The organism is Novosphingobium sp. FG137 (genome assembly GCF_057809735.1).
The window spans coordinates 332,493-354,757 of sequence record NZ_JBMDKN010000003.1 but is presented as its reverse complement, the minus strand read 5'-3'; the positions used below and the strand labels follow the sequence as shown (position 1 = coordinate 354,757).

The following is a 22,265-nucleotide window of genomic DNA, read 5'->3' as shown; positions in this document are numbered from 1 at the left end:
CATGCGATTTCTCTTCGCTTTGCTGGCAGCACTGCTGCTGGCCGCCCCGGCGCACGCCCAGTCGCAGGACAGCGACAAGGTCTTTGACGATCTGTTCGGCACCGAACCGGCGCGGGTAACCGGCACCCGTGGCCCGCGCGCCGGTCGCGACGACCTCAGCATCGTCGCGCTCTACCTTGGCCGCTACCAGCTGCTCGAATCCCTGCCGGTCTACACCACACCGGCCGGGCTGTGCCTTCCGCTGCTGCCGGTGCTCGATGCGCTCGAGATCGGCCATGCGGAAGATGCCGGCCAACCCGTGATAGAGCTCCATGCTCCCGATCGGCGCGTGCCCGTGCCCGCCGCCGCGCTCACGCCGTCGCCCGAAGGCCCCTGCCTTGCCATGGCGGCCTTTGCCCGGTTGCTGCCGGTCACGGTGCGGCACGATGAAGCCAATTTGCGGATCAGCATCGATTCCAGCGAACCACTACCGGTCATCGCGCGTCTAGAACGCGCCGAGCGCCGGGCCAAGGCGCTGCGCGGTGCCGAACCGGCGCGGCCGCATTTCCCGCGCATCGCCAATCCCTGGGGCCTGATCGGCCTGCCGACCATGGACCTTGCGCTCACCGGCGAAAGCGGCAGCCGCAGCAGTTCTGTCGCAGGCCAGGCCGAAATGGTCGCCGATCTGGCGGGCATGACGGCACGCGCGCGGCTGGCCGGTGAGAGCAGCGGCAAGACCAGCGTCCGCCTCTCGCTCGGTCGCGATAGCGAAGCCGCCGATCAACTCGGCTTTCTCCACGCCCGCAGCTTTGCCATCGGCGATGTCAACGCGCCGGCACAGCCGCTGATCGGTGTTGCCAGCAGCGGCCGCGGGCTTGTCATATCCAACCGCCCTACCTGGCGCGCCGACCTGTTCGACCAGATCGAGCTGCGCGGGCCGCTGCCGCTTGGCTGGGATGCCGAACTGCACCGCGACGACCGGCTGGTGGCGGTATGCGACAAGCCCGATGCCAGCGGCGATTACGTCTTTTCCGATGTGCCGCTGCGTTCGGGTGCCAATGATTATGTGGTCAAGCTCTTCGGTCCACATGGCGAAGTCGAGGAGCGCTCGTTCAGCCGCTATGTCGGCAGCGAACTCAATCCTGAAAACGAATGGGTCTACGCCGCCGGCGTTGTCGATGGCGGCGTGCCGCTGATCGGCACACCGGCAGCGACGCAGACCGCTTCGGGCAAGGTCGCCTTTGCCACCGTCGAACATGGCCTGCGTGGCGGCGTCTCGATGCGGGTCGATGTGCGTGCGCCTCTGGATGGCGGCACACCGGCGCTGGCGGCGGGGGTCCATGCCGCGCTGCTGGGCGGCTTTGGCAGCCTGCTGGTCGCCGGCGATGGGCATGGCCGCCCGGCGCTCGCGCTGCGGGGTGTGCGGCAATGGGGGCAGACCAACATCAAGTTCGATGTCGCCGATTATGGCGGTCTCAGCGGGCCGTCGCTGCCGACTGCCGTTAGCGATCTGGCACGCGAATTCGGCATTTCGGCTGAAACGCGCATTGCAGCAGGGCGCCGCAGCCTGCCGCTGCTCATCGGCTGGCGGCATTCGGTCAATCGCAGCGGCAGCACCCTCGATCGGGTCGATGCCAGCCTGGCACTGGCGCTGGGCGACTGGCGTTTGAGCCAAGGTGCCAGCCTGGAAAAGCGCAGCGGAGACAAGCCGACCTTTCTTGGCAACTTTGCCGTCGCGCGCGCCGTCGGCAGCTGGCGCCTGCGTGCAGGCGTCGATATCAGCGCCAACCAAGGGCTGCGCCTGCGCCAGATCGGCCTCTCTGCCGCCCGCGCCACGCAGCGCGGCAGCCTCGGGGTCGATCTTGGCTGGGATGCAGAGCGCGGTGCCGCCAGCATTGCAGCGACCGTGCAGCGCCACTTCGGTGTCTTTTCGGTCGGTGTCGGCGCCGGTTATGGCGCCAAGGCCTGGCGGGTCGGACTGTCGCTCTCGGCAGCGTTGTTCCCGGACCGGCGCGGCTATCACCTTGCCGCCGCCGGCATAAGCCGCAGCGCCACATTGCAGCCACATGTCTTTGAAGATGCCGATGGCGATGGCGCGCAAGGACCGGGCGAGCCCGACATCGCCGGTGCCAGTTTCATCGTCGACAGCAGTGTCCGCCGCGAAGCGACCGCCAGCGACGGCCGGGCGCGGATCGGCGGGCTGATGCCGGGCACCGGCATCGACATGGAAGTGCAACTGGCATCGCTCCCCGACCTGCGGCTGCGGCCGGTGCAGCCCGGGGTAACCGCAGTGCTGCGCGCCGGCCAGGTGCTCGATGTCGCCGTGCCGCTGCGCCAGACCGGCGAGATCGAAGCCCAGGTCGAAACCGTCAATGGCGATCTGCGCAGGCCGCTGCCAGGTATCGAGGTCGCGCTGGTCGATGCCACCGGCAAACGCTTTGCCGTAACGCGCAGCGATTTCGAAGGTCTTGCTTATTTCGACGGCGTGCCGGTGGGCCAGTGGCGGCTGGAGGCGGCGCATGCGGCGCCCGTGCCGGTCACTCTCAGCCGCGAGACGCTTCTGGTGTCCGACGCGCATATCATTGTCGGGCGCTGATCGGCGTCGCGGCCAGCCTTGAAAATCTGGCGGACCGGCAGGGATTGGCGATCCAATCTTAATCCACTGATTTACAACCCATTTATTCTTCACGCTTGAGCAAAGCCCCCGCCGCAGTCCCCATCAATGATGGAGGCATCCATGTCTATCCGAACGTTGGAATCTCGGCTCCCACACTCAAAGGCGAACCTCCGGAGACTAGGCCGTAAACTCATGAACCGCACCGGCGATGAGCGCGAAGCCCGCGTTGCAGACGAGGACGTCAACGCTGCCGGTCTCGTCGAGCCGGTTCGAAATGGTCGAGGCAGTCGCGGCTGCGTCGCGGGATATCGAGTGTTTGGTTCTTGACCGGCACAGGAATGCAGCTGTCGCGCCGGCTCACACCGAATACGCGCCAGTCGCGGCTCGAAAGCAGCAGACCGTTGGGGCCCCCGGTGTCCGACGATGCGCCGGTCAGCAGAGGGCCCCGACGGGCAGCGCTCAAGCCGCAGCTTGCGGCATGGTTGCCGCGACGCTGTCGCGCGCGAGGTGGCGTTCAAGATAAGCGCCTAGCCGTGGGCGTTGGCTGATCAGTTCAGCGCCGGTCGGCGTGCTACGGCAGTAGAAGAGGATCGGAACGAGGTAAGCGTCGACTCGGAGGAATGCCTCGCCGCCGATCTGGCCAGCAGCAAGTGCGACCTCAAGCATGTCGAGCATCGAGGCGACTTCCGGCAGCAGCGCGTTGATCCGATCGGGGTCGGGCAGGTTGTCGGGCGTCCCAGGAAACATGTGCGCGAACAGGAATTGCCGGATCAGCAGAGGTTCGACCGAGGTCGTCACGATCGCGGTCCACATGTCACTGGCGATACGTCCGGTAAGGTTTTGCGGCACCAGTCGAGCGCCGTCAAAGGCCTCGTCGACATAGTCGATGATTGCACGGGATTCGGCGATCGCAACGTCGCCGTGCCGCAGCACCGGGACCTTGCCAAGCGGGTGTACTGCCAGCACCTCGAGGCTGTGCGGCGGGACGGGCATCACCTCATGAACAATGCCCTTTTCCGCCAGCGCGATCCGCACGGCCCACACGAAATTGCTCTGGGGCAGGCCGATTACTGTTACTTCTGTCATCATCACCTCCATGCTTGGTGATCGATGACGTCCGGACAGCGGGCATTGGGACAGGCGCGCTCGCTAATTCTGCAATCTTGCGCTCTGTTCGAGGAGAAAAGCGCGCAGGGAAGGGTCTTCCGCCAAGGCGGCGGCGCGCAAATAGGCATCCGCCGCCTCGGCACTTCGGCCGCTCTGCGCAAGCGCGAAGGCGCGTGTCGCCCAGAAGGGCTGGTGCGCCGCTACCGCCGCAGGATCGATTGCGCCAAGTCTGGCGAGTGCGGCCTCCGCCTCGCCCGACTGTGCAAGCGCCGCAGCCCACGCAACGTGCGCGCCGACAGTCGCGGAAAGGCCGGCGAGCCCCTCGTACAGCTTCAGGATCGCTGCCCAGTCGGTCCGTCCGCTGCGGCGACGCTCGGCATGGACAGCCTGAATCGCAGCCTCGACCTGAATGCGTCCTGGGCGCCGGAAATCCACGGCTCGGCGCAGCAGAGCCTCGGCCTCCTCCAACATGGCCGCGTTCCAGTCTGCCGGATCTTGGCGGCTCAGCGGTATGAAGGAGCCCTCACGCGTAGCGGGAACACGGGCGGTGACAAACAGCATCAGCGCCAGCAGCCCTAACGCCTCAGGCGCTTCGGGCGCTAGCTCTGCAAGCAGCCGGGTAAGCCAGAGCGCCTCCTCTGCAAGCCCTCCACGACCTCGATCATCGCGACCGACGGTGAAGGCGGCGTAGAGCGCGTCGAGAACAGGATCGAGGCGCTCGGCGAGTTCCTCGGGCTCGGGCTCGGCGAAGCCGATGCCGGATGCTGCGATCTTGGCTTTGGCGCGCACGAGGCGCTTGGTCATTGCTGCGGGCGAGGTCAGGAAAACCGGCGCCATGCGCTCGGCCGACAGCCCGAGGATCGCCTGCAACATCAGCGGCGTGCGCGCGGTCGGGTCAACAGCCGGGTGCGCGCAGGCGAGCATCAGCCCCAAGCGGCGGTCGGGGAAGAGTTGGGCTTCGTTCATCGCAACCTCCGCTTCCTCGTGCATGCGCTCGATCTCGGCCTGCGCGGCATCGGCGCGCGCGGCGCGGCGGGCGCGGTCGATCAGTTTGCGCCGAGCGACGGTGAGCAGCCAGGCCTGCGGATTGGCGGGGACGCCGAGCTCGGGCCAGCGCTCCAGCGCGGCGAGAAGGGCGTCCCCGAGTGCGTCCTCGGCCCCTGCCAGATCGCCCGAGCGCGCCGTCAGCAGCGCGACCAGACGACCATAGGCTAGCCGCGCCGCCGCCTCGACCGCGTTGGGAGAGGGCCGGTGCGGCATCAGGTCAGTAGGTCACGATCGGCCTGACCTCGACCGCGCCGGTGCTCGCAGCGGGATTGCGCGCAGCCCACAGCAGCGCATCGTCGAGGGTGTCGACTTCGATGATGAAGTAGCCGCCAAGCTCTTCCTTGCTGTCGGCATAGGGGCCGTCGTGAAGGTCTCGCTGCCCATCGCGCACGCGGACCGTGGTCGCCGTCGCTCCGGCGTGCAGTGCATTGCCGCCGCGCATCACGCCAGCGTCGATCAGGGCCTTGGTGTAGGCCTGCCACAGCGCCATTTCGGAGCCGTATTCCGGCACCCCGTCGGCACCCACGGTAACAGGCGGAACGTAGTTGATGATCATGTACTGCATTGGTTTGTCCTCCATTGTGCGGCGAGGCCCGGTGGCCCGCCTGCAGGGATGACGCGCGGGAAGCCGCCATTGGGACAGACGAGAGCCGGAAAACGCGCGCGGCGCATCAGGCGCAGGGCTCCAGAGGGATAACAGAGGCCGCGTTTGCCGCCCTGAGGCTCGTCCTCAGCGCATCGAGCGAAAGGCTGGTGACCGGGCGGCCACCGCCGAGGCTCGCGACGTCCTGACGGCGAAGATAGTCACTCATGTTTCCGCTGAGCGTGTCTCGGTCGTGCATAAACTCGTCTGGAGCAAGCATCCCGCGCTTCACCGCGAGGTTAGTCGCGATCGCGGGGGATAGCAGTTCGTGGTTGGACGTTATGTGCTCATCCGACCCGCTGTGGGTCAAGCCCGCCGGCTGCATCAGCTCCGCGACCGAGTAGCGCTTCGGCACAAATCCGCGAAACAGGCGCGCGGGAAGGCAAGGATTCGCGCTCGGTTTGCCGCTGAAAGCTGCTTCGATCGGCTGTGCTGGCTTTAGGCCGATCCGCGGCTTTTGCCATTTGCCAGACGGGATCGGCCATTTGGCAACCCCGAAGCTTGGCGACGCCGCGCCAGACATGACAACCATCAGAATCGACTCGCAAAACGCAGTACTCAGCGAGACAATGAACGGAGTGGTGCCGCGCACAAGGGGGCACATATGGGATGGCCATGCCGATCGAATTGATTTGTCTCGATGCCGATGACACGCTCTGGCACAACATGCGGTTTTTTGACGCAGCCGAGCAGGCGTTTTTGGACATGCTGCGCCCATTCGAAGACGCCAGAATTGTGCGAGAGACACGTGAGGCAAGCGAGGCGCGCAATTTGAAGCTCTACGGATACGGTGCCAAAGGCTTCACCCTCTCCATGATCGAAACGGCCCAGGAGCTAGTTGGCGATACCGTCCTGGTGGCGGATGCAACCTTGCGCCGGGTGACCTCCTCGGCACTGGCACGCTTTCCGGCTCAGATCCAGGCGGGGCCGGCAGCCTGCTCGAACTGACCAAGGGCGGGCGGGCGCCGATCGCGCTCCCCGGCGGCGAGATGCCCACGTTCCTTGAGGACGGTGACCGGGTGCCCCTTCATGCGGAGGCACGGCGCGAAGGATTCCGCGCTATTGGCTTCGGTCGATGCACCGGCACGGTGCTGCCTGCACCCGACATCCGAGGAATAGTGGCCCTGCGCTCTATCCAGCGGCGGCGCTGCGTTCAGCTTCGGCCTGCATCGCCGCCCACGCGCGCGCCACATCCTCGGCGCCGGTCCGTTCCGCCCCGATCGAGACACGCACGAACCAGCGTCCATCGATCTGCGAGGGCGATAGCCACGCCTCCCCGGACGCATTGACCGCAGCAGCCCAGCGGCGCGTATGCGCATCGAGTGCCGCGCCGCTGAGGCCCTCCGGCTCGTGTACCACGCAGACAGTCTGCAACCGCAGGGGCCGCACCAGCCGCCAGCCGGGCGCCGCCGCAACCTTGGCGGCCAGATCCTTGGCCAGCGCGAGATCCTTGCGCAGCTTGGCGCGCAAGCCCTCCGCGCCGAGATCCGCCAACACGAACCACAGCTTGAGCGCGCGAAAGCGGCGGCCCAGCGGCAGACCCCAATCGCGATAATTGCGCACCTCGTTATCACGCGCAGACTGGAGATAGGCCGGATTGGTCGACATCACCCGCTCGAGCGCCTCCGGTTCGCGCACGAAATAGAGGCTGCAGTCGAACGGCACGCCAAGCCACTTGTGGGCGTTGATCACGATGGAATCCGCCTGCCCGATCCCGGCAAAGCGCCCCCGCATCTCCGGCAGGATCAGCGCCGCCCCCGCCATCGCCGCATCGACATGCAGCCACACTCCGTGCCGCGCCGCGAGCGCCGCCAGGTCTTCCAGCGGATCGAACGCCAGGGTTCCGGTCGATCCGCTGGAGGCCACGATCGCGCAGGGAACACATCGCGCGGCAATATCGGCTGCGATCTGCGCGGCGAGTACATCGAGCGCCATGGCATCGTCCGCGCCGCCGGGAATCTTGCGCAAGTTGTCGCGCCCGAAGCCCGCCAGCAGCGCCGCCTTCTCGACCGAGCTGTGGCTGCTTTCGCCGTAATAGACGACCAACGGGCGCTCCAGCGCCTGCAAGCCGCCGCCAAACTGCGCATAGTCCGAAGCGCGTTCGCGCGCGGCAAGCAGCGCCACCAGCGTCGCGGTGGAAGCGCTGTCCTGAATCACGCCCTGATAGACCTCGGGCAGATCGAACAGCTGGCGGCACCAGCCGGTTACCACTTCCTCGACCTCGGTCAGCGCGGGCGAGGATTCCCACGAAAGCCCCACACTGCCGAGCACCGCGGAAACCAGCTCGCCCAGCACCCCGGCTTCCTGCCCGCCGGTCGGAAACCAGCCGAAGTATCGCGGGTGCTGCCAGTGGACCATGTTGGGCAGGACAACCGTGTCGAGCGCGGCAAGCACCGCGTCCAGCCCGCCGCCAGCCTCGGGCGCGGTCTGCTCCAGCATCGCGCGGACCCGGCCCGGGGCGAAATCCCCCCCGACCGGGCGCGCTGCCAGATCGCGGCGATAGTCCGCCGCCCAATCGACCAGACGATGGCCCAGCGCGCGGAATTCCTCGTTATTCATTTTGCCTCCCACCGGCTCATCGATCTCGGTCGCTGGCAACGCGCCCACCATCGGAAAGACATCATTGTCCAGGCTCGTGATCACGTCATCCGCGTTCACGGGCGTCCATCGATCCTTCAGAAGCTCGAACCAGTTAGGGGCCACCACCTAGAAGGTATTTGACGTCGCAAGCTTCCTCTCGATGGCCGCCTTCTTCGCCTCGAAACCAGCGTCCGTTCCCTCGACGAGCAAACGCCGCGCCTCGGCCTTGCGCTCTCGTGCAACCTTGAGCGACACCTCTGAGTAGGAACCCAGCATCAAGCGACGCTCTTTACCGTCAAATCGGTATCTGAACCGCCAACTGCAATGCCCTGCCTTCGTCACATAAAGATAGAGTCCCTCGGAGTCTGAAAGCTTGTCATCCTTGTCTCGCGCCTTGGCTTGGCGAACCGCCGGGTCACTGAGCATCGACGCCCCGGACAAATCGGTGCAAATAGAGAACAACCTCTAGCGCAAAAGCGCCAAAAATCACCGAATTCCAGCAGTCTTAGGAGGCCCTTGGCAAGGTGGCTGGCGGAGCGGCAGGGATTCGAACCCTGGATACGCTTTTGGCGTATACTCACTTTCCAGGCGAGCGCCTTCGACCACTCGGCCACCGCTCCGCATGCACTGGAAGGCGTTGCCCCTAACGGCAAGCAACCACTTCCGCAAGGCTGCGAAGGCTGGCACAAGTCGTTTGTGATGAAACATCCCTTTCTGCTCTCTGTTGCCTTGCTCGCCAGCTGCAACGCCGCGCCCGCCCCTGCCCCCACGAAGGAGTCTGCGCCCGCCGCTGCCCCTGCAAAGACGTCAGCGCTCGCGCCGACCGAAATCGTTGCGGCAGCCCCGGCGGCGGACTGGACGGCGATTGCACCGTCTGATCTGCTGGTCATGGACCTCGCGCCCGATGCCAAGGGCGCGGCGCGGCGGGTGGTGATCCAGTTGCTGCCAGCGCCGTTTTCGCAAGGGTGGATCGGCAATATCCGCGCACTCGCCGCCGCGAAGTGGTGGGACGGCACCAGCGTCAACCGCGTGCAGGACGGCTATGTCGTGCAATGGGGCGATCCGGACGGTGAGGACAAGGCGAAGGCCAAGCCGCTGCCTGCGGGGCTGAAGGTGGTGCCGGCGGAGGAGTACGAGCAGGCTGAAACAGTCTTGAAGTCGGCGCGATATCGCGACCGTAGCGGGGGTGCAGCCTACGTATATCAGGTGCTTCGCAACCTTGAGATTCCGGGCGCGTCGTCAAGAGCCAAAAGTGCACCGCCACACGTGGTCGGCTCGGCTGGCGACAGCTACGCCGCCTACGTGGGCTGGGAAGGCGGTTGGCCTGTGGGAAGCGACTTCACCAAGGCCTGGCCCATCCACTGCTACGGCACCGTTGGCGTCGGCCGCGATTATCCGCCTGACACCGGCTCGGGCGCCGAGCTCTACGCCGTCATCGGCCAGGCCCCGCGCCAGCTGGATCGCAATATCGCCGTCGTCGGCCGGGTGATCGAGGGGATGGAGCACCTCTCCAGCCTGCCGCGCGGCACCGGCGATATCGGCTTCTACAAGACGGCGGAGGAGCGCACCCCGATCCTCAGCATCCGCATCGGCAGCGATGTGCCCGATCTGCCGCGCTACGAGTATCTCTCCACCGAAAGCAAAAGCTTCGCCAGCTACGCCGATGCGCGGGCCAACCGGCGCGATTCCTTCTACATTCGGCCAGCGGGCGGGGTGGATATCTGCAACGTGCCGGTGCCGGTGCGGCGGGTGCCTTAGCACTAGTTCTTCCGCACAAAAAACGTCACCCTGAACTTGTTTCAGGGTCCATCTCTCAGCCCACGCGGAGGCTTGCGGTGAGAACACCATGCCGCGCGGTTTGCCCTCTATCGGCAAACACCGCGCTTGCCGCACGATGGACCCTGAAACAAGTTCAGGGTGACGAAGTGTGTGTAGAGGGGACGCAGACCGCCTGCCCTCACCCCAGCCCAAGCGGCGCATAAGCCCCGAAAATCAGCTGCTCGAACACACCGGTGCCCACCTCGCCTGCGCTCGTCGTGACGCGGCTGACGATCTGCACATGGAAATTGTCCATCCGCTTCGGGTCCACGTCCGCCAGCACAATGTCCTCGCGCTCAACCTCGAGCGCGCCATGATAGAGCCCATGCCCCCACGTGGGCGAGGTATAGCCCAGCCCGCGCATCTGGAAGCGCTGCAAGGGTTCGAAGGTCAGCGTCAACGGCTCATCGCCGCCGCCCACAGTCAGCGTGCCGCCCGCAGGCCACAACGTGCCCGGCTGCAACGGCGCATCGAGCGTCGCGGAAGGCGTCTCCGTGAAACCATCATGCCCCGCGCCATCGGGCGCGATCACTGCGCGGGTGTTCCAAGGCGCGCCATGCGCATCGGCGTTGATATGGAAGAACACGCTGCGAGTGGGCAAATTGATCGGCGTCCACTGCCAGAAGAACTGCGGCACCACGCCGTGCCCATGCGGCTGCGTATCGCTCGTGCCAACCGGGCGCACGCCCCAGCTGCGGTCGCGCGTGCCTGCCGTTCCCGGCTTCAGCACCGTGCGCACCCCGTCGATCTCGACCCAGCCGGTGTAGTGTCCGTTCTGCGTCAGCCGCGTGTAGTCCATGAAGGTACGCGGGCCGATGCGGTGGATGAAGCGCGGCTCCTCGATGGGAAAGGCGCGGCCGGTGAACACGATCTCGGCGCGGATGCCTTCGCCTTCAACGCTGATCGAAAGCTGCCGCAGCGGCTCCTCGACACGGATCGCGATCGGCCCGCAGGTCAGGTCCAGCCGCTCCATCGCCAGTTCGCGCGAGGCGTGGAGCGAATGCTGCACCCCGTCCTTGATGAAGCAGAAATGCGCATCCGCCACGTTGAGGTGCGGATAGATGCCGAAGGCCGCCGCGAAGAAGTCCGAGCCGTCCGGCGCATAGCCGTTGAAGAAGTAGCGGTCGTAGAAATTGCGGTCGGTGCCGGAGTAGGCGACTGGCTCCGGGGTCTGGTGCAGCGGGAAGTCGTCGCCCTTGGTCAGCATGTCTTTGTCTCCATCATGGCGTCCAAAGCGCCGATGCTATCATGATCGAGCGCGAGTTCGGCCGCGCCGCGCGCCATCGAAAGGAAGTTGGCATCCCCCCGCTCGGTGCGCACAACGAAGGCCGCGCTGAAAACGGCGGTGAAGAGGCCATGGAGCGCCCCGATCCGGTAGCGTCGCATCATCACATCGTGCGCAATCGGCGCGCCGTGCCGCGCCATTTCCTCGGCATAGAGCGCCAGCAGCGCCGCCTCGTTAGGCCGCCTGAGCGTGCTGCCGATGCCGCAGCCCATGAAGTAGCCGACGTCGGTCATCCCGCAGCCGATGGCGCAGGTTTGCCAATCGACGATGGCAATCGGTTCCGCACCGCCCCCCACCCCGAACAGCATGTTGTCGAGCCGGAAATCGCCATGGATCAGGCAGGGCTCCTCGGGCTGACGGCCCAGCCAGCCCTCTACCCGCCGGTCGAGTTCGTCGCACAGCGCCATGGCATCGGGCGCAAGCTGCCCGTCGTAGCGCTCACGGAAGATGGCGTGGGCCTGATGGTAGAGCTGACCGATCTGCGTCAGCAGCCCCTCGCGCCCGTGGAGCCAGTCTGCATTCAGCACTGCGGGATGGCCGATGGTTGCGCTGTGGAGCGCCGCCGCCTGCCGGATCGCTGCCTCGGCATCGGCAAGGTCGCAGCCCTCCAGCTGGTTCCCGCCCCGCTCCGGCGCCAAGTCCTCGAACAGCAGGACGAAATCGGTGCCCTCGGCATTGATCTCGGCGGCATAGACTTTCGGCGTCCGCACCGCGATTTCCGCCGCGAACGCGCGGTAGAAGCCCACTTCCTTGACATAGAGCATCATGGCCGCCGCCGTGCCGCGACTGGTCGGATCGGCAGAGGCAAACTTGCCCGCCAGCGTCGGCGGCGCGGCCGTGGGCCGGTCGTAGGTCAGCGTGAAGCGCGCCGTATCGCCCACCTGTCCGGTGCCGATGGCCTTCCATTCCAGCCCGGTGATCCGCGCATCACCCAGCAGCCCGGCGCGCGCCAGCCCAGCTTCGATCCAGCCCGGCGTTACCGCCGCAGCCGTCGTCGGAAATTCACCCATGCATCACTCTCCGCCAGCAAGGCTGGCAGAGAGCGGCACGGTTGTGAAGTGTTTTTAAGCGCCCGCTTAAATCAGGCGAGACGGCCAAACGCCGCCGCGCCTGCATAGCGTGCCGACTGGCCCAGCTCTTCCTCGATGCGGATGAGCTGGTTGTACTTGGCCAGCCGGTCCGAGCGCGCGAGGCTGCCGGTCTTGATCTGGCCGCAGTTGGTGGCAACCGCGAGGTCGGCAATCGTCGCGTCCTCGGTCTCGCCCGAACGGTGCGACATGACCGCGGTATAGCCATTGCGCTGCGCGATGCTCACCGCCTCCAGCGTCTCGGTCAGCGTTCCGATCTGGTTGACCTTCACCAGCAGCGAATTAGCGAGGCCCTTGGCGATGCCCATCGTCAGGCGCTTGGGGTTGGTGACAAACAGATCGTCGCCCACCAGCTGCACCTTCTTGCCGATCTTGTTCGTCAGCGCGGCCCAGCCCTCGAAATCGTCTTCGCTCATGCCGTCCTCGATCGAACGGATCGGATAGGCATCGGTCAGCGCGGCAAGATAATCCGCCATCGCTTCGGGCGAGAGCGAGAGCCCCTCGCCGCTGATCTCGTACTTGCCGTTCTTGAAGAACTCGGTCGCCGCGCAATCGAGCGCGAGCACGATGTCCGTCCCCGGCTTGAACCCGGCCTGCTCGATCGAGGCCATCACGAAATCGAGCGCATCGCGCGTGCTGGCGATGTTGGGGGCAAAGCCGCCCTCGTCGCCCACGCCCGTGGCGAGGCCCTTCTGGTAGAGCGCCTTCTTCAGCGTGTGGAACACTTCGCTGCCCCAGCGCACGGCTTCGGCCAAAGTCGGCGCGCCGACCGGCATGATCATGAATTCCTGGAAGTCGATCGGGTTGTCGGCATGTTCTCCGCCGTTGATGATGTTCATCATCGGAACCGGCAGCAGGTGCGCCGAAACCCCGCCGACATAGCTGTAGAGCGGCAGGCCGCGCGCGTCCGCCGCAGCCTTGGCCACCGCAAGGCTGGTGCCCAGGATCGCGTTCGCGCCAAGGCGGCTCTTGTTCTCGGTGCCGTCGAGCGCGATCATCGCAAGGTCGATATCGCGCTGGTCTTCGGCGTCCATGTCCACCAGCGCGCCGGCGATCTCGCCGTTCACCGCGCCGACCGCCTGCAGCACGCCCTTGCCCTTGTAGCGCGCGGGATCGCCATCGCGCAGCTCGACCGCTTCATGCGCGCCGGTCGAAGCGCCCGAAGGCACCGCAGCGCGGCCGAACGAGCCGTCCTCCAGCAGCACATCGACTTCGACGGTCGGGTTGCCCCGGCTATCGAGGATCTCGCGGGCGTGAATGTCGATGATCGCGGTCATGGCATTTCCTCGTTTGGTGACGTGAGAGTGTGACGACGTGATGCCGCGCCCCTATCGGCGCTTTGCCGGGGTGACAAGGTCAAGCTTGGAACCGGCACGCCCTTGCGCAGTTATGGAAGGCAAGCGGCAAATCCGGCCGGGCAGCCGCGCCCACCAGTCTCTGGCACACGCTAAATCCAGGTGCGCGCGCCTTTCGCACCTGCGGCAATTGGTCTAGGACTGTTCACCATTCCAGAATCGCCCCCGCGAAAGGACCCGCACGATGACCGATACCCCCGAGAACGCGGCTCCCGAAGCCGCCGCCAAGTCCAAAACCCGCAAAAAGGCCGCGCTCAAGGTGGTCGAAACCGTCGCTGAAGCCGTGCCTGCCGAGATCGCGCAGATCGACGAGACCATCACAGAAACCGCAGATGCCGTCACCACCCGCTTCGGCAAGGCGATCGAGGATGCCAAGGCGAGCGCCGCGAACCTGACCGGCGAAGCGCGCGAACGCACCGCCGCGATCACCGAGACTGTGGCTGCCACCGCCAGCGAATACACCGAAAAGGCCGGCGAATATGCCGAGCAGGCCAAGGTCGTCGCGCTCGATCTCGCGCGTCAAGGCAAGGGCAAGGCCACCGCTGCGCTCTCGACTCTGGGTGAGACGATCGAGAGCAACGCCGGCGTGATCGACGAAAAGCTCGGCGTGCAATATGGCGACTACGCCCGCGGCGCGGCGCACACGCTGCAGTCGACTGCCGCCACGCTCGAAGCCAAGGACATTCCCGAGATCGGCGAAGAGATCGTGACCTTCGTGAAGAAGAGCCCGGTCAAGGCGCTCGGCATCGCAGCGGTCGCCGGGTTCGTGCTCACGCGCTTCCTGCGCCGCAAGCCGGCGAAAACAGACAGCGAAACGGCGGAAGCCTGAACCCGCGCGTGACCGAGGAGGCGGCCCGCACCACGGACGAGGCGGCGGCAGGGGATGATACCCTGCTCGGCGGCGCGCGCGCACTGCTGGAAGACGGCCAGACGCTCCTCGCAGCGGAGATCGAATTCCAGAAGGCGCGGGCAGGCTTCGTGCTCGGCCGCGCCAAGGGCATCCTCGCGCTCGCCGCGCTGGCGCTCGCGCTGCTCTTCTTCGCACTGATGGCGCTGGTGATGGGACTGCTGCTCGCGCTGGCCCCGCTGCTCGGGCCTTGGGGTGCGCTGGCCGTGGTTGTTCTCGGCCTCCTTGCGCTCACCGGCCTCAGCGTACTCGGCGTCGTCCGCCGCGCCCGGTCCATCGCCCGCGCGCTCAAGGGCAAGGACGGCCCGGCATGAGCGACGAGACGCTGCAAGAAGCCCGCAGCCGCCGCGATCAGGCCTGGGCGCGTGTGCGTGGCCAGATCACCACGTTGCGCACCGACCTTGCCGAACGTCCGATCCCCACGCGCATCAAGGAAGCCGCGATGGACCGGGTGCTCGATACCGTGGACGAAGCCAAGGCCATCGCCAAGGACAACGTGCCCGTCATCGGCGGCACACTGGCGCTCCTCGCCGCATGGTTCTTCCGCCGCCCCCTCATTGCCCTGATCAAGAACCGCTGTGCCCCTGCGGCCGGAGCGGACGAGGACGAAACATGAGCGATAGCGAAGCCCCGCAGTCCGAAGCGCCCGCGACGCCCGAAACCGCCACCGATCCGCTCGGCAAGGTCAAGGGCTTCGTCGAGGAGCATCCCGTCGCAATGGTCGCCGGCGGCATCCTGCTCGGCGCGCTGGTCGCCGGAGCGATCGCCCGCACCGGCAGCGGCGTTGTCGGTGACAAGGCGACCCGCAAGGGCACGCTTTCGCGCATGTCGCTGCCCCGCCGCGCGGCGGATATTGCGGCGGTCGGCCTCGAGCTCGCCGCAGCCTATGTGGCAGGCGCAGTGGGTGAAAAGGCGGCTGCCGCCAGCAGCGCTGACGAAGCCGAAGCGCCCGCCAAATCGAACAAGGCTCGCCTGACTGACCTTGCCGGCAAGGCCCTGCGCACGCTCGGCCCGGTAATCACACGCCGCTTGCCGGGCAAGAAGGCTGATTAACGGCGACTTCCGTAGCGTCCGGCGCTTGCGCACCCCTCTCTTTTTTGCCAGTGCCGCGCTTCCTCCCCAAGGAAACGGACAAGCCAGCCATGCAGAAACTGCACCTCGTCATGGGCGGGCGGGTCAAGGACCCGCAGCACCTTGAATTTACCGATCTGAACGCGATCGATCTCGTCGGCGTCTATCCCGACTATGCCAGCGCCGAAGATGCCTGGCGCAGCTGTGCCCAGCGCACCGTGGACGATGCCGAGATGCGCTACGTGGTCGTCCACCTCCACCGCCTGCTGGAACCGGCCCTGCACAAGCCGGAGTGAGGGTTACCCCCTTGCATCACCAAACCTCGTCATTGCGAGCGTAGCGAAGCAATCCAGAGCGTAAGTGCACACTGCTCTGGATTGCTTCGCTACGCTCGCAATGACGAATGGGTGAGAGGCCGAGCGCTCAAATAAACTCGATCTTCTCGACCACGTAGAACCGGTCGCCCGAAGGCACCGTCACTTCGATCTCGTCCTCGACCCGGCGGCCGATCAGCGCGCGGCCCAGCGGCGAGTTGTAGCTGATGCGGCCGACCTTGGCGTCCGCCTCGGCCTGGCCCACGATCTGGTAGCGCACCGGCTTGTCTGCATCGTCGAGCAGCGTGACGGTCGCGCCGAACACGATGCGATCGCCGGAAAGCGTCGTCGGATCGATGATCTGCGCGCGGCTGATCTTGTCTTCCAGATCGCTGATCCCGGCCTCGACCTGGCCCTGTCGCTCTTTCGCGGCATGGTATTCGGCATTTTCGGAAAGATCGCCGTGCGCGCGGGCTTCCTCGATCGCATCGACGATCAGGGGACGCTCTTCGCGCAGCGCCTTCAGCTCCGCCGTCAGCTTCGCATAGCCTTCAGCCAGCATCGGCAGCTTCTCAACACTTGCCATCCCTAATCCTTTACCCTTTCAATCCCTTGCCACGCCGGACAAGAGGAAAACCGTTCCACCCCAGCCAGCACTATGCCGAACCGGGCCCCAATCGCCGCGTTAATGGGGATCATGTGGAGGGCTGATAATAATCCTGCAAGGAGCGTACCGCAAGTTCGGCGCTGCGCAGAGCCTCGATCGCAGCCGCCGCCGCGACAGATGCCGCCGCCGTGGTGAAATAAGGCACCTTGCCATAGAGCGCGCTGCCCCGGATCGATTGCGAATCCTTGTGGCTCTGCCAACCTTCGGTGGTGTTGAAGATCAGCGCGATCTCGCCATCGATGATCCGGTCGACGATATGCGGCCGCCCTTCGGCCACCTTGTTGACCCGCTCGACCTTCACGCCCGCCGCGGTCAGGAACGTCGCCGTCCCGCCCGTCGCCACGATGCGGAAGCCGAGTGCATCGAGCTTCTGCACTGCGGGCAGGATCACCGGTTTGTCGCTGTCCTTCACGGACACGAACACCGTCCCCGTCTGCGGCAGCACCATCCCCGCGCCCAGCTGCGCCTTGGCAAAGGCCACCGGGAAGCCGCTGTCGATGCCCATGACTTCGCCGGTCGATTTCATCTCGGGCGAAAGCACAGGATCGACACCCGGGAAGCGCGCAAACGGGAACACCGCTTCCTTGACCGCCATATAGGGCACATCGCGCTTGATCGGCGGCAGGTTCCTGATCTTCTCGCCCGCCATGATCCGCGCGGCATACTTGGCAATCGGCTGGCCGATGGCCTTGGCGACGAACGGCACCGTGCGGCTGGCGCGCGGGTTCACCTCGATGAGGTAAACCTCGCCGTCCTTCACCGCGAACTGGATATTCATCAGGCCGCGCACGCTCAGCGCCTTGGCCAGCAACACGGCCTGTCGTTCCATCTCGGCAATGATTTCGTCCGGCAGGCTATAGGGCGGCAGGGTGCAGGCGCTGTCGCCCGAATGGATGCCGGCCTCCTCGATATGCTGCATCACGCCCGCAACAACCACGTCGTCGCCATCGGCCAGCGCATCGACGTCGCATTCGATCGCATCGCGCAGATACTGGTCGATCAGCACCGGGCTATCGCCCGAAACCTTCACCGCGGTCGCGATATAATCATCGAGCTGCGCCTGGCTGTCGACGATCTCCATCGCCCGGCCGCCGAGCACATACGAAGGCCGGATCAGCACCGGATAGCCGATGCGAGTCGCCACCGCGACCGCCTCGTCGCGGCTGCGCGCCATGCCGCCCAGCGGCTGGCGCAAGCCAAGCTTCTCGACCAGATGGTTGAAGCGCTCGCGGTCCTCGGCGAGGTCAATCGCATCGGGTGAAGTGCCCAGGATCGGAATGCCCGCATCCTCCAGCGCCTGCGCCAGCTTCAGCGGCGTCTGCCCGCCGAACTGCACGATCACGCCCACCAGCGTGCCGTTGGCCTTCTCTGCCTCCAGCACTTCGAGCACGTCCTCGGCGGTCAGCGGCTCGAAATAGAGCCGGTCCGAAGTGTCGTAGTCGGTCGAGACCGTCTCGGGGTTGCAGTTGATCATGATCGTCTCGAAGCCGGCCCCGGCCTCGCCGCTCGCCGGGTCCGTATCGCCCAGCGCGAAGCAGGCGTGGCAGCAGCAATAATCGAACTCGATCCCCTGCCCGATCCGGTTCGGCCCGCCGCCCAGGATCACGATCTTGTTGCGGTCCGTCGGCGCGGATTCGCATTCCGGCGCGCCGAACAGGCCGCTTTCATACGTCGAGTACATATAGGGCGTCACCGCCTCGAACTCGGCCGCGCAGCTGTCGATCCGCTTGAACACCGGGCGCACGCCCAGCTTGTGGCGCAGCGCGCGCACTTCTTCCTCGCTCGTCGCGCCGGCCATCGCGTTCAGCACGTCGTGGATCAGGCCCGAACGGCGCGCTGTCGTCTCTGCCATGCCGCCCGCCACGCCGACCGACCGCACCGCCAGCGTTGCCAGCCGCTTGTCGGAAAAGCCCATCGACTTCAGGCGCCGAAGGCCCGCCGCGTCAATCGGGAGCCCCTCCACGTTGATGCGCTTTTCCTCAGCAATGATCGCCTCGATCTGGCGCAGGAACCACGGCTCGTACTTGGTGACGGCGTGGATCTCGTCGACGCTCAGCCCCTCGCGGAAGGCCTGCCCGATCACCAGCAGCCGCTCCGGCGTCGCCCGGCTCAGCGCCGCCACGATCTGGTCGCGCGTCGCACCTTCCAGCTCCACCACGCGGTTGAACCCGTCGAGCCCGGTCTCCAGCCCGCGCAGCGCCTTCTGCATCGATTCCTGGAAATTGCGGCCAATCGCCATGACTTCGCCGACCGACTTCATCGCCGTGCCGAGCAGCGGCTCCGCGCCCTTGAACTTCTCAAAGGCAAAGCGCGGGATCTTCGTCACGACATAGTCCAGCGTCGGCTCGAACGCCGCCGGGGTCGCGCCGGTGATGTCGTTCATGATCTCGTCGAGCGTGTAGCCCACCGCCAGCTTGGCCGCGACCTTCGCAATCGGGAAGCCGGTCGCCTTGGATGCCAGCGCAGACGAGCGCGAAACGCGCGGGTTCATCTCGATCACGATCAGCCGCCCGTCCTTCGGGTTGACCGCGAACTGCACGTTGGAACCGCCTGTTTCCACGCCGATTTCCCGCAAGACCGCGATCGATGCATTGCGCATGATCTGGTATTCCTTGTCGGTGAGCGTCAGCGCCGGGGCGACCGTGATCGAATCGCCGGTGTGGACGCCCATCGGATCGACGTTTTCGATCGAGCAGATGATGATGCAGTTGTCCTTGCGGTCGCGAACGACCTCCATCTCGTACTCTTTCCAGCCGAGCAGCGATTCCTCGATCAGCACTTCGGTGGTCGGCGAAGCTTCCAGCCCGCCGCGCACGATCTTGACGAATTCGTCCTTGTTATAGGCAATCCCGCCGCCGGTGCCGCCCATCGTGAAGCTCGGCCGGATGATCGAGGGCAGCCCGGTGCGCTCCAGCACGGCGAGCGCTTCGTCCACCGTGTGCGCGATGCCGGAACGGGCGGATTCAAGCCCGATCTTGTCCATCGCATCGCGGAACTTCATGCGGTCCTCGGCCTTGTCGATGGCCTCGGCATCCGCGCCGATCATGATGCAGCCGTACTTCTCCAGCGTGCCGTCGTTCGCGAGCGCCAGCGCGGTGTTCAGCGCGGTCTGCCCGCCCATCGTCGGCAGCACCGCATCGGGGCGCTCCTTCGCGATGATCTTCGCCACGATCTCGGGCGTGATCGGCTCGACATAAGTCGCGTCCGCCATGTCCGGATCGGTCATGATCGTCGCCGGGTTCGAATTGACGAGGACCACGCGGTAGCCCTCCTCCTTCAGCGCCTTGACCGCCTGCGTGCCCGAATAATCGAACTCGCAAGCCTGGCCGATGACGATCGGCCCGGCGCCGATGATCAGGATCGAGGAGATGTCAGTGCGTTTGGGCATGGACCGGCCTTAGTGTACTAAAGCCCTCCCCCGGTCGGGGGAGGGTTGGGTGGGGGTGCACGACGCATGAGCGAAAAACGCCTGACGCCGGTGGCGCGCAAACTGCGCAAAGATCCTACGGAAGCGGAAAAACGCCTTTGGTCTCGGGTGAGAGGCGAACAACTTGGCGCGCGCTTTACCCGGCAATATCCCATCGGCAATGCTATCGTCGATTTTGCGTGCCGCAGTTTGCGCCTCGCCATCGAACTCGACGGAGGGCAACACGCCGATAGCGAGGCAGATGCGGCGCGCACGCGCCTGATCGAAGCCCAAGGCTACCGCGTGATCCGCTTCTGGAACAACGATGTCCTCGCCAACACGGACGGCGTCCTGACGGCGATCGCGCAGGAACTCGCGCTCGCCCGAAATCGCAGCGATCCCTTCTAGCGCCGAGCACCCCCACCCAGCCTCCCCCGACCGGGGGAGGGGCAGGTTGCGCGATGCGCCACTGCGGTGCTCAACCGAAAAAGCCCTCCCCCGGTCGGGGGAGGGTTGGGTGGGGGTAACCGGGTTATCGAGATAGCACCTCACCCCAGCATCCCCACAAACTTCTCAAACAGATAGAAGCTATCCTGCGGTCCCGGGCTCGCCTCGGGGTGATACTGCACGCCGAACGCCTTCTTGCCAGAAATCGAAATCCCGCAGTTCGAGCCATCGAACAGCGAAACATGCGTCTCATCCACGCCCTCGGGCAGCGCGGAATTGTCCACCGCAAAGCCGTGGTTCATCGAGGTGATCTCGACCACGCCATCCGCATGGCGCTTCACCGGGTGGTTCGCGCCGCGGTGGCCCTGGTGCATCTTGATCGTGCGCGCGCCCGCCGCGAGGCCGAGCATCTGGTGACCAAGGCAGATGCCGAAGACCGGAATGTCGCGCTCCAGCAGCCCCTGGATCACCGGCACCGCGTAAGCCCCCGTCGCCGCCGGATCGCCCGGCCCGTTGGAAAGGAACACACCCGCCGGTTCCAGCGCCAGCACCGTCTCCAGCGCAGTTTCGGCGGGAACCACCGTCACCTGCGCGCCGGCCCGCACCAGATTGCGGAAGATATTGTCCTTCGCGCCATAATCGATCGCCACGACATGCGGCCGCGGATCGTGCGGCGAGCGGGCATAACCTTGCCCCAGATGCCAGACGCCGCCTTGCCACTCGTCCTGCTCCTCGCGGCTCACCACGCGGGCCAGGTCCATGCCTTCAAGGCCGGGCCAGCCCTGCGCCTCGGCGATCAGCGCCGGAATATCGAACTGGCCCTCCGGATCATGCGCGATCACCGCATTGGGCGCGCCGGCCAGCCGGATGCGCCGCGTCAGCGCGCGGGTGTCGATCCCCGAGAGGCCGATCTTGCCCCGCGCCGCAAGCCAGGCCTGCAGCGGCTCCACGCTGCGGAAGTTGGCCGGATCGGTCACATCCTCGCGCACCACGAGGCCGATGGCGCCCGGCACGTCATGGCTTTCCATGTCCTCAGGGTTTGTGCCGACATTGCCGATATGCGGGAAGGTGAAAGTCACCACCTGCCCGGCGTAGGAAGGGTCGGTCAGCACTTCCTGATAGCCCGTCATTGCGGTGTTGAAGCACACCTCGCCCACCGCCGTGCCGACCGCACCAAAGCCGCGACCCCAGGCCACCGAACCATCGGCGAGGACGAGAACGCCCGTGGCTCCAGCTGGTTTTGGCGCGTGCGTGTAGGCGGGGTCGGCCATTGTAGGGGGCGCTCCGTGGGCATGGTTCTGGCGATGTCGCTAAGGCTCGGTCGCTAGGCCCCTCGACCCTTGCCGTCAACCTAGCGAAGGCAGAAAGTTTCGCCTAAGTCACAGGGTCTCGCGCCGTGTGACGGCGCTCCATCCACAGGAATACGTACTCTCATGATCCGCGATACGATCAAGGCCGCCCAGATCAGTGCCATGAAAGCAGGCGACAAACCCCGCCTCGCCGCCGTCCGCCTCATCCTTGCCAAGCTGAAGGACAAGGACATCGAGCTGCGCACCGCATCCAGCACGCCCGATGACGATGTGCTGGTGGTCGACGTCCTCCAGAAGATGGCCAAGCAGCGCCGCGAATCGATCACGCTCTATCTGGAGGGCGGCCGCCAGGAGCTCGCCGATATCGAGCAGGCCGAGCTCGCGGTGATCGAGGAATTCCTCCCCGCCCAGATGAGCGAGGACGACACCAAGGCCGCGATCGAGGCGATCAAGGCCGAACTCGGCGCAACCTCGATGAAGGACATGGGCAAAGTTGTCGCCACCCTCAAGGCCCGCCACGGCAGCCAGCTCGATATGGGCAAAGCGAGCGGTCTGGTGAAGGCGGCGCTGGCATAGACCCCCCTCCCGCCTGCGGGAGGGGCTGGGGGAGGGCATGTTCGCGCA

The 22,265-nt window shown here is 65.9% G+C and carries 22 protein-coding genes and 1 tRNA gene; 10 read left to right on the top strand and 13 right to left on the bottom strand.

What is annotated here, in order from left to right; genetic code table 11:
• The first annotated feature begins 1 nt into the window (after position 1).
• Entirely contained in the window at positions 2-2,575 is a 2,574-nt protein-coding gene (locus ACODS2_RS11250; protein ID WP_488998878.1) for a hypothetical protein, read from the top strand.
• Between the two features lie 480 nt (positions 2,576-3,055).
• On the opposite strand, the gene ACODS2_RS11245 is transcribed toward ACODS2_RS11250, so the two are convergent.
• The 4 genes from ACODS2_RS11245 to ACODS2_RS11230 all read right to left on the bottom strand — a co-directional run bounded on the left by ACODS2_RS11245 (position 3,056) and on the right by ACODS2_RS11230 (position 5,985).
• The gene (locus ACODS2_RS11245) at positions 3,056-3,694 is read right to left on the bottom strand and encodes a glutathione S-transferase family protein (protein WP_488998877.1); all 639 of its coding nucleotides are present in this window, start codon (positions 3,692-3,694) and stop codon (positions 3,056-3,058) included.
• 51 nt (positions 3,695-3,745) lie between these two features.
• A complete protein-coding gene (locus ACODS2_RS11240; protein WP_488998876.1) occupies positions 3,746-4,963 on the bottom strand; it encodes an RNA polymerase sigma factor in 1,218 nt (405 codons plus the stop codon).
• 4 nt (positions 4,964-4,967) lie between these two features.
• Positions 4,968-5,315, bottom strand: a complete 348-nt coding sequence (locus ACODS2_RS11235) for a YciI family protein (protein ID WP_488998875.1) — start codon at positions 5,313-5,315, stop codon at positions 4,968-4,970.
• A 106-nt stretch (positions 5,316-5,421) separates the two neighbouring features.
• The gene (locus ACODS2_RS11230) at positions 5,422-5,985 is read right to left on the bottom strand and encodes a hypothetical protein (RefSeq protein WP_488998874.1); all 564 of its coding nucleotides are present in this window, start codon (positions 5,983-5,985) and stop codon (positions 5,422-5,424) included.
• Between the two features lie 17 nt (positions 5,986-6,002).
• Here ACODS2_RS11230 and ACODS2_RS11225 point away from each other — a divergent pair, with 17 nt between their 5' ends.
• Positions 6,003-6,341, top strand: a complete 339-nt coding sequence (locus tag ACODS2_RS11225; RefSeq protein ID WP_488998873.1) for an HAD family hydrolase — start codon at positions 6,003-6,005, stop codon at positions 6,339-6,341.
• 183 nt (positions 6,342-6,524) lie between these two features.
• On the opposite strand, the gene ACODS2_RS11220 is transcribed toward ACODS2_RS11225, so the two are convergent.
• The 3 genes from ACODS2_RS11220 to ACODS2_RS11210 all read right to left on the bottom strand — a co-directional run bounded on the left by ACODS2_RS11220 (position 6,525) and on the right by ACODS2_RS11210 (position 8,593).
• Positions 6,525-8,051, bottom strand: coding sequence for a pyridoxal phosphate-dependent decarboxylase family protein (locus tag ACODS2_RS11220; protein ID WP_488998872.1), 1,527 nt, complete (start codon positions 8,049-8,051; stop codon positions 6,525-6,527).
• A gap of 48 nt (positions 8,052-8,099) precedes the next feature.
• Positions 8,100-8,399 carry an Arm DNA-binding domain-containing protein gene (locus ACODS2_RS11215; protein WP_488998871.1) on the bottom strand — a complete coding sequence of 100 codons (300 nt, stop codon included), beginning with the start codon at positions 8,397-8,399 and terminating at the stop codon, positions 8,100-8,102.
• 103 nt (positions 8,400-8,502) lie between these two features.
• Positions 8,503-8,593: transfer RNA gene (locus ACODS2_RS11210), tRNA-Ser, on the bottom strand.
• Positions 8,594-8,672: 79 nt separating this feature from the next.
• Between ACODS2_RS11210 and ACODS2_RS11205 the strand changes: the two genes are divergently transcribed.
• A complete protein-coding gene (locus ACODS2_RS11205) occupies positions 8,673-9,731 on the top strand; it encodes a peptidylprolyl isomerase (RefSeq protein ID WP_488998870.1) in 1,059 nt (352 codons plus the stop codon).
• 199 nt (positions 9,732-9,930) lie between these two features.
• Here the strand turns inward: ACODS2_RS11205 and ACODS2_RS11200 are convergent, their stop codons facing one another.
• From ACODS2_RS11200 to eno, 3 genes are all read right to left on the bottom strand, one after another.
• On the bottom strand, positions 9,931-10,998 hold the full coding sequence (locus ACODS2_RS11200; RefSeq protein WP_488998869.1) for an Rv3169 family protein: 1,068 nt from the start codon (positions 10,996-10,998) through the stop codon (positions 9,931-9,933).
• On the bottom strand, positions 10,992-12,086 hold the full coding sequence (locus ACODS2_RS11195) for a phosphotransferase family protein (protein ID WP_488998868.1): 1,095 nt from the start codon (positions 12,084-12,086) through the stop codon (positions 10,992-10,994). Before ACODS2_RS11195 ends, ACODS2_RS11200 begins: the two co-directional genes overlap by 7 nt.
• Positions 12,087-12,157: 71 nt before the next feature.
• A complete protein-coding gene (gene eno / locus ACODS2_RS11190; protein ID WP_488998867.1) occupies positions 12,158-13,441 on the bottom strand; it encodes a phosphopyruvate hydratase in 1,284 nt (427 codons plus the stop codon).
• Between the two features lie 262 nt (positions 13,442-13,703).
• On the opposite strand from eno, the gene ACODS2_RS11185 reads away from it, so the two are divergent.
• The 5 genes from ACODS2_RS11185 to ACODS2_RS11165 all read left to right on the top strand — a co-directional run bounded on the left by ACODS2_RS11185 (position 13,704) and on the right by ACODS2_RS11165 (position 15,793).
• A complete protein-coding gene (locus ACODS2_RS11185; RefSeq protein ID WP_488998866.1) occupies positions 13,704-14,348 on the top strand; it encodes a hypothetical protein in 645 nt (214 codons plus the stop codon).
• Between the two features lie 8 nt (positions 14,349-14,356).
• Positions 14,357-14,740, top strand: a complete 384-nt coding sequence (locus tag ACODS2_RS11180; protein ID WP_488998865.1) for a hypothetical protein — start codon at positions 14,357-14,359, stop codon at positions 14,738-14,740.
• Positions 14,737-15,042: a hypothetical protein gene (locus tag ACODS2_RS11175; protein WP_488998864.1), complete on the top strand. Its 306-nt coding sequence runs from the start codon at positions 14,737-14,739 to the stop codon at positions 15,040-15,042. Before ACODS2_RS11180 ends, ACODS2_RS11175 begins: the two co-directional genes overlap by 4 nt.
• Entirely contained in the window at positions 15,039-15,479 is a 441-nt protein-coding gene (locus tag ACODS2_RS11170) for a hypothetical protein (RefSeq protein ID WP_488998863.1), read from the top strand. Before ACODS2_RS11175 ends, ACODS2_RS11170 begins: the two co-directional genes overlap by 4 nt.
• Positions 15,480-15,568: 89 nt before the next feature.
• Positions 15,569-15,793 carry a DUF4170 domain-containing protein gene (locus ACODS2_RS11165; protein ID WP_421839855.1) on the top strand — a complete coding sequence of 75 codons (225 nt, stop codon included), beginning with the start codon at positions 15,569-15,571 and terminating at the stop codon, positions 15,791-15,793.
• A gap of 127 nt (positions 15,794-15,920) precedes the next feature.
• On the opposite strand, the gene greA is transcribed toward ACODS2_RS11165, so the two are convergent.
• Positions 15,921-16,397: a transcription elongation factor GreA gene (gene greA, locus ACODS2_RS11160; RefSeq protein WP_421838848.1), complete on the bottom strand. Its 477-nt coding sequence runs from the start codon at positions 16,395-16,397 to the stop codon at positions 15,921-15,923.
• 109 nt (positions 16,398-16,506) lie between these two features.
• Positions 16,507-19,866: a carbamoyl-phosphate synthase large subunit gene (gene carB / locus ACODS2_RS11155; RefSeq protein ID WP_488998862.1), complete on the bottom strand. Its 3,360-nt coding sequence runs from the start codon at positions 19,864-19,866 to the stop codon at positions 16,507-16,509.
• Positions 19,867-19,932: 66 nt separating this feature from the next.
• Between carB and ACODS2_RS11150 the strand changes: the two genes are divergently transcribed.
• On the top strand, positions 19,933-20,292 hold the full coding sequence (locus tag ACODS2_RS11150; protein ID WP_488998861.1) for an endonuclease domain-containing protein: 360 nt from the start codon (positions 19,933-19,935) through the stop codon (positions 20,290-20,292).
• A 140-nt stretch (positions 20,293-20,432) separates the two neighbouring features.
• On the opposite strand, the gene carA is transcribed toward ACODS2_RS11150, so the two are convergent.
• Complete coding sequence (gene carA, locus ACODS2_RS11145; protein ID WP_488998860.1) at positions 20,433-21,602, bottom strand: glutamine-hydrolyzing carbamoyl-phosphate synthase small subunit; 1,170 nt, start codon at positions 21,600-21,602, stop codon at positions 20,433-20,435.
• Positions 21,603-21,764: 162 nt separating this feature from the next.
• On the opposite strand from carA, the gene ACODS2_RS11140 reads away from it, so the two are divergent.
• The gene (locus tag ACODS2_RS11140) at positions 21,765-22,217 is read left to right on the top strand and encodes a GatB/YqeY domain-containing protein (protein ID WP_488998859.1); all 453 of its coding nucleotides are present in this window, start codon (positions 21,765-21,767) and stop codon (positions 22,215-22,217) included.
• Positions 22,218-22,265 lie beyond the last annotated feature (48 nt).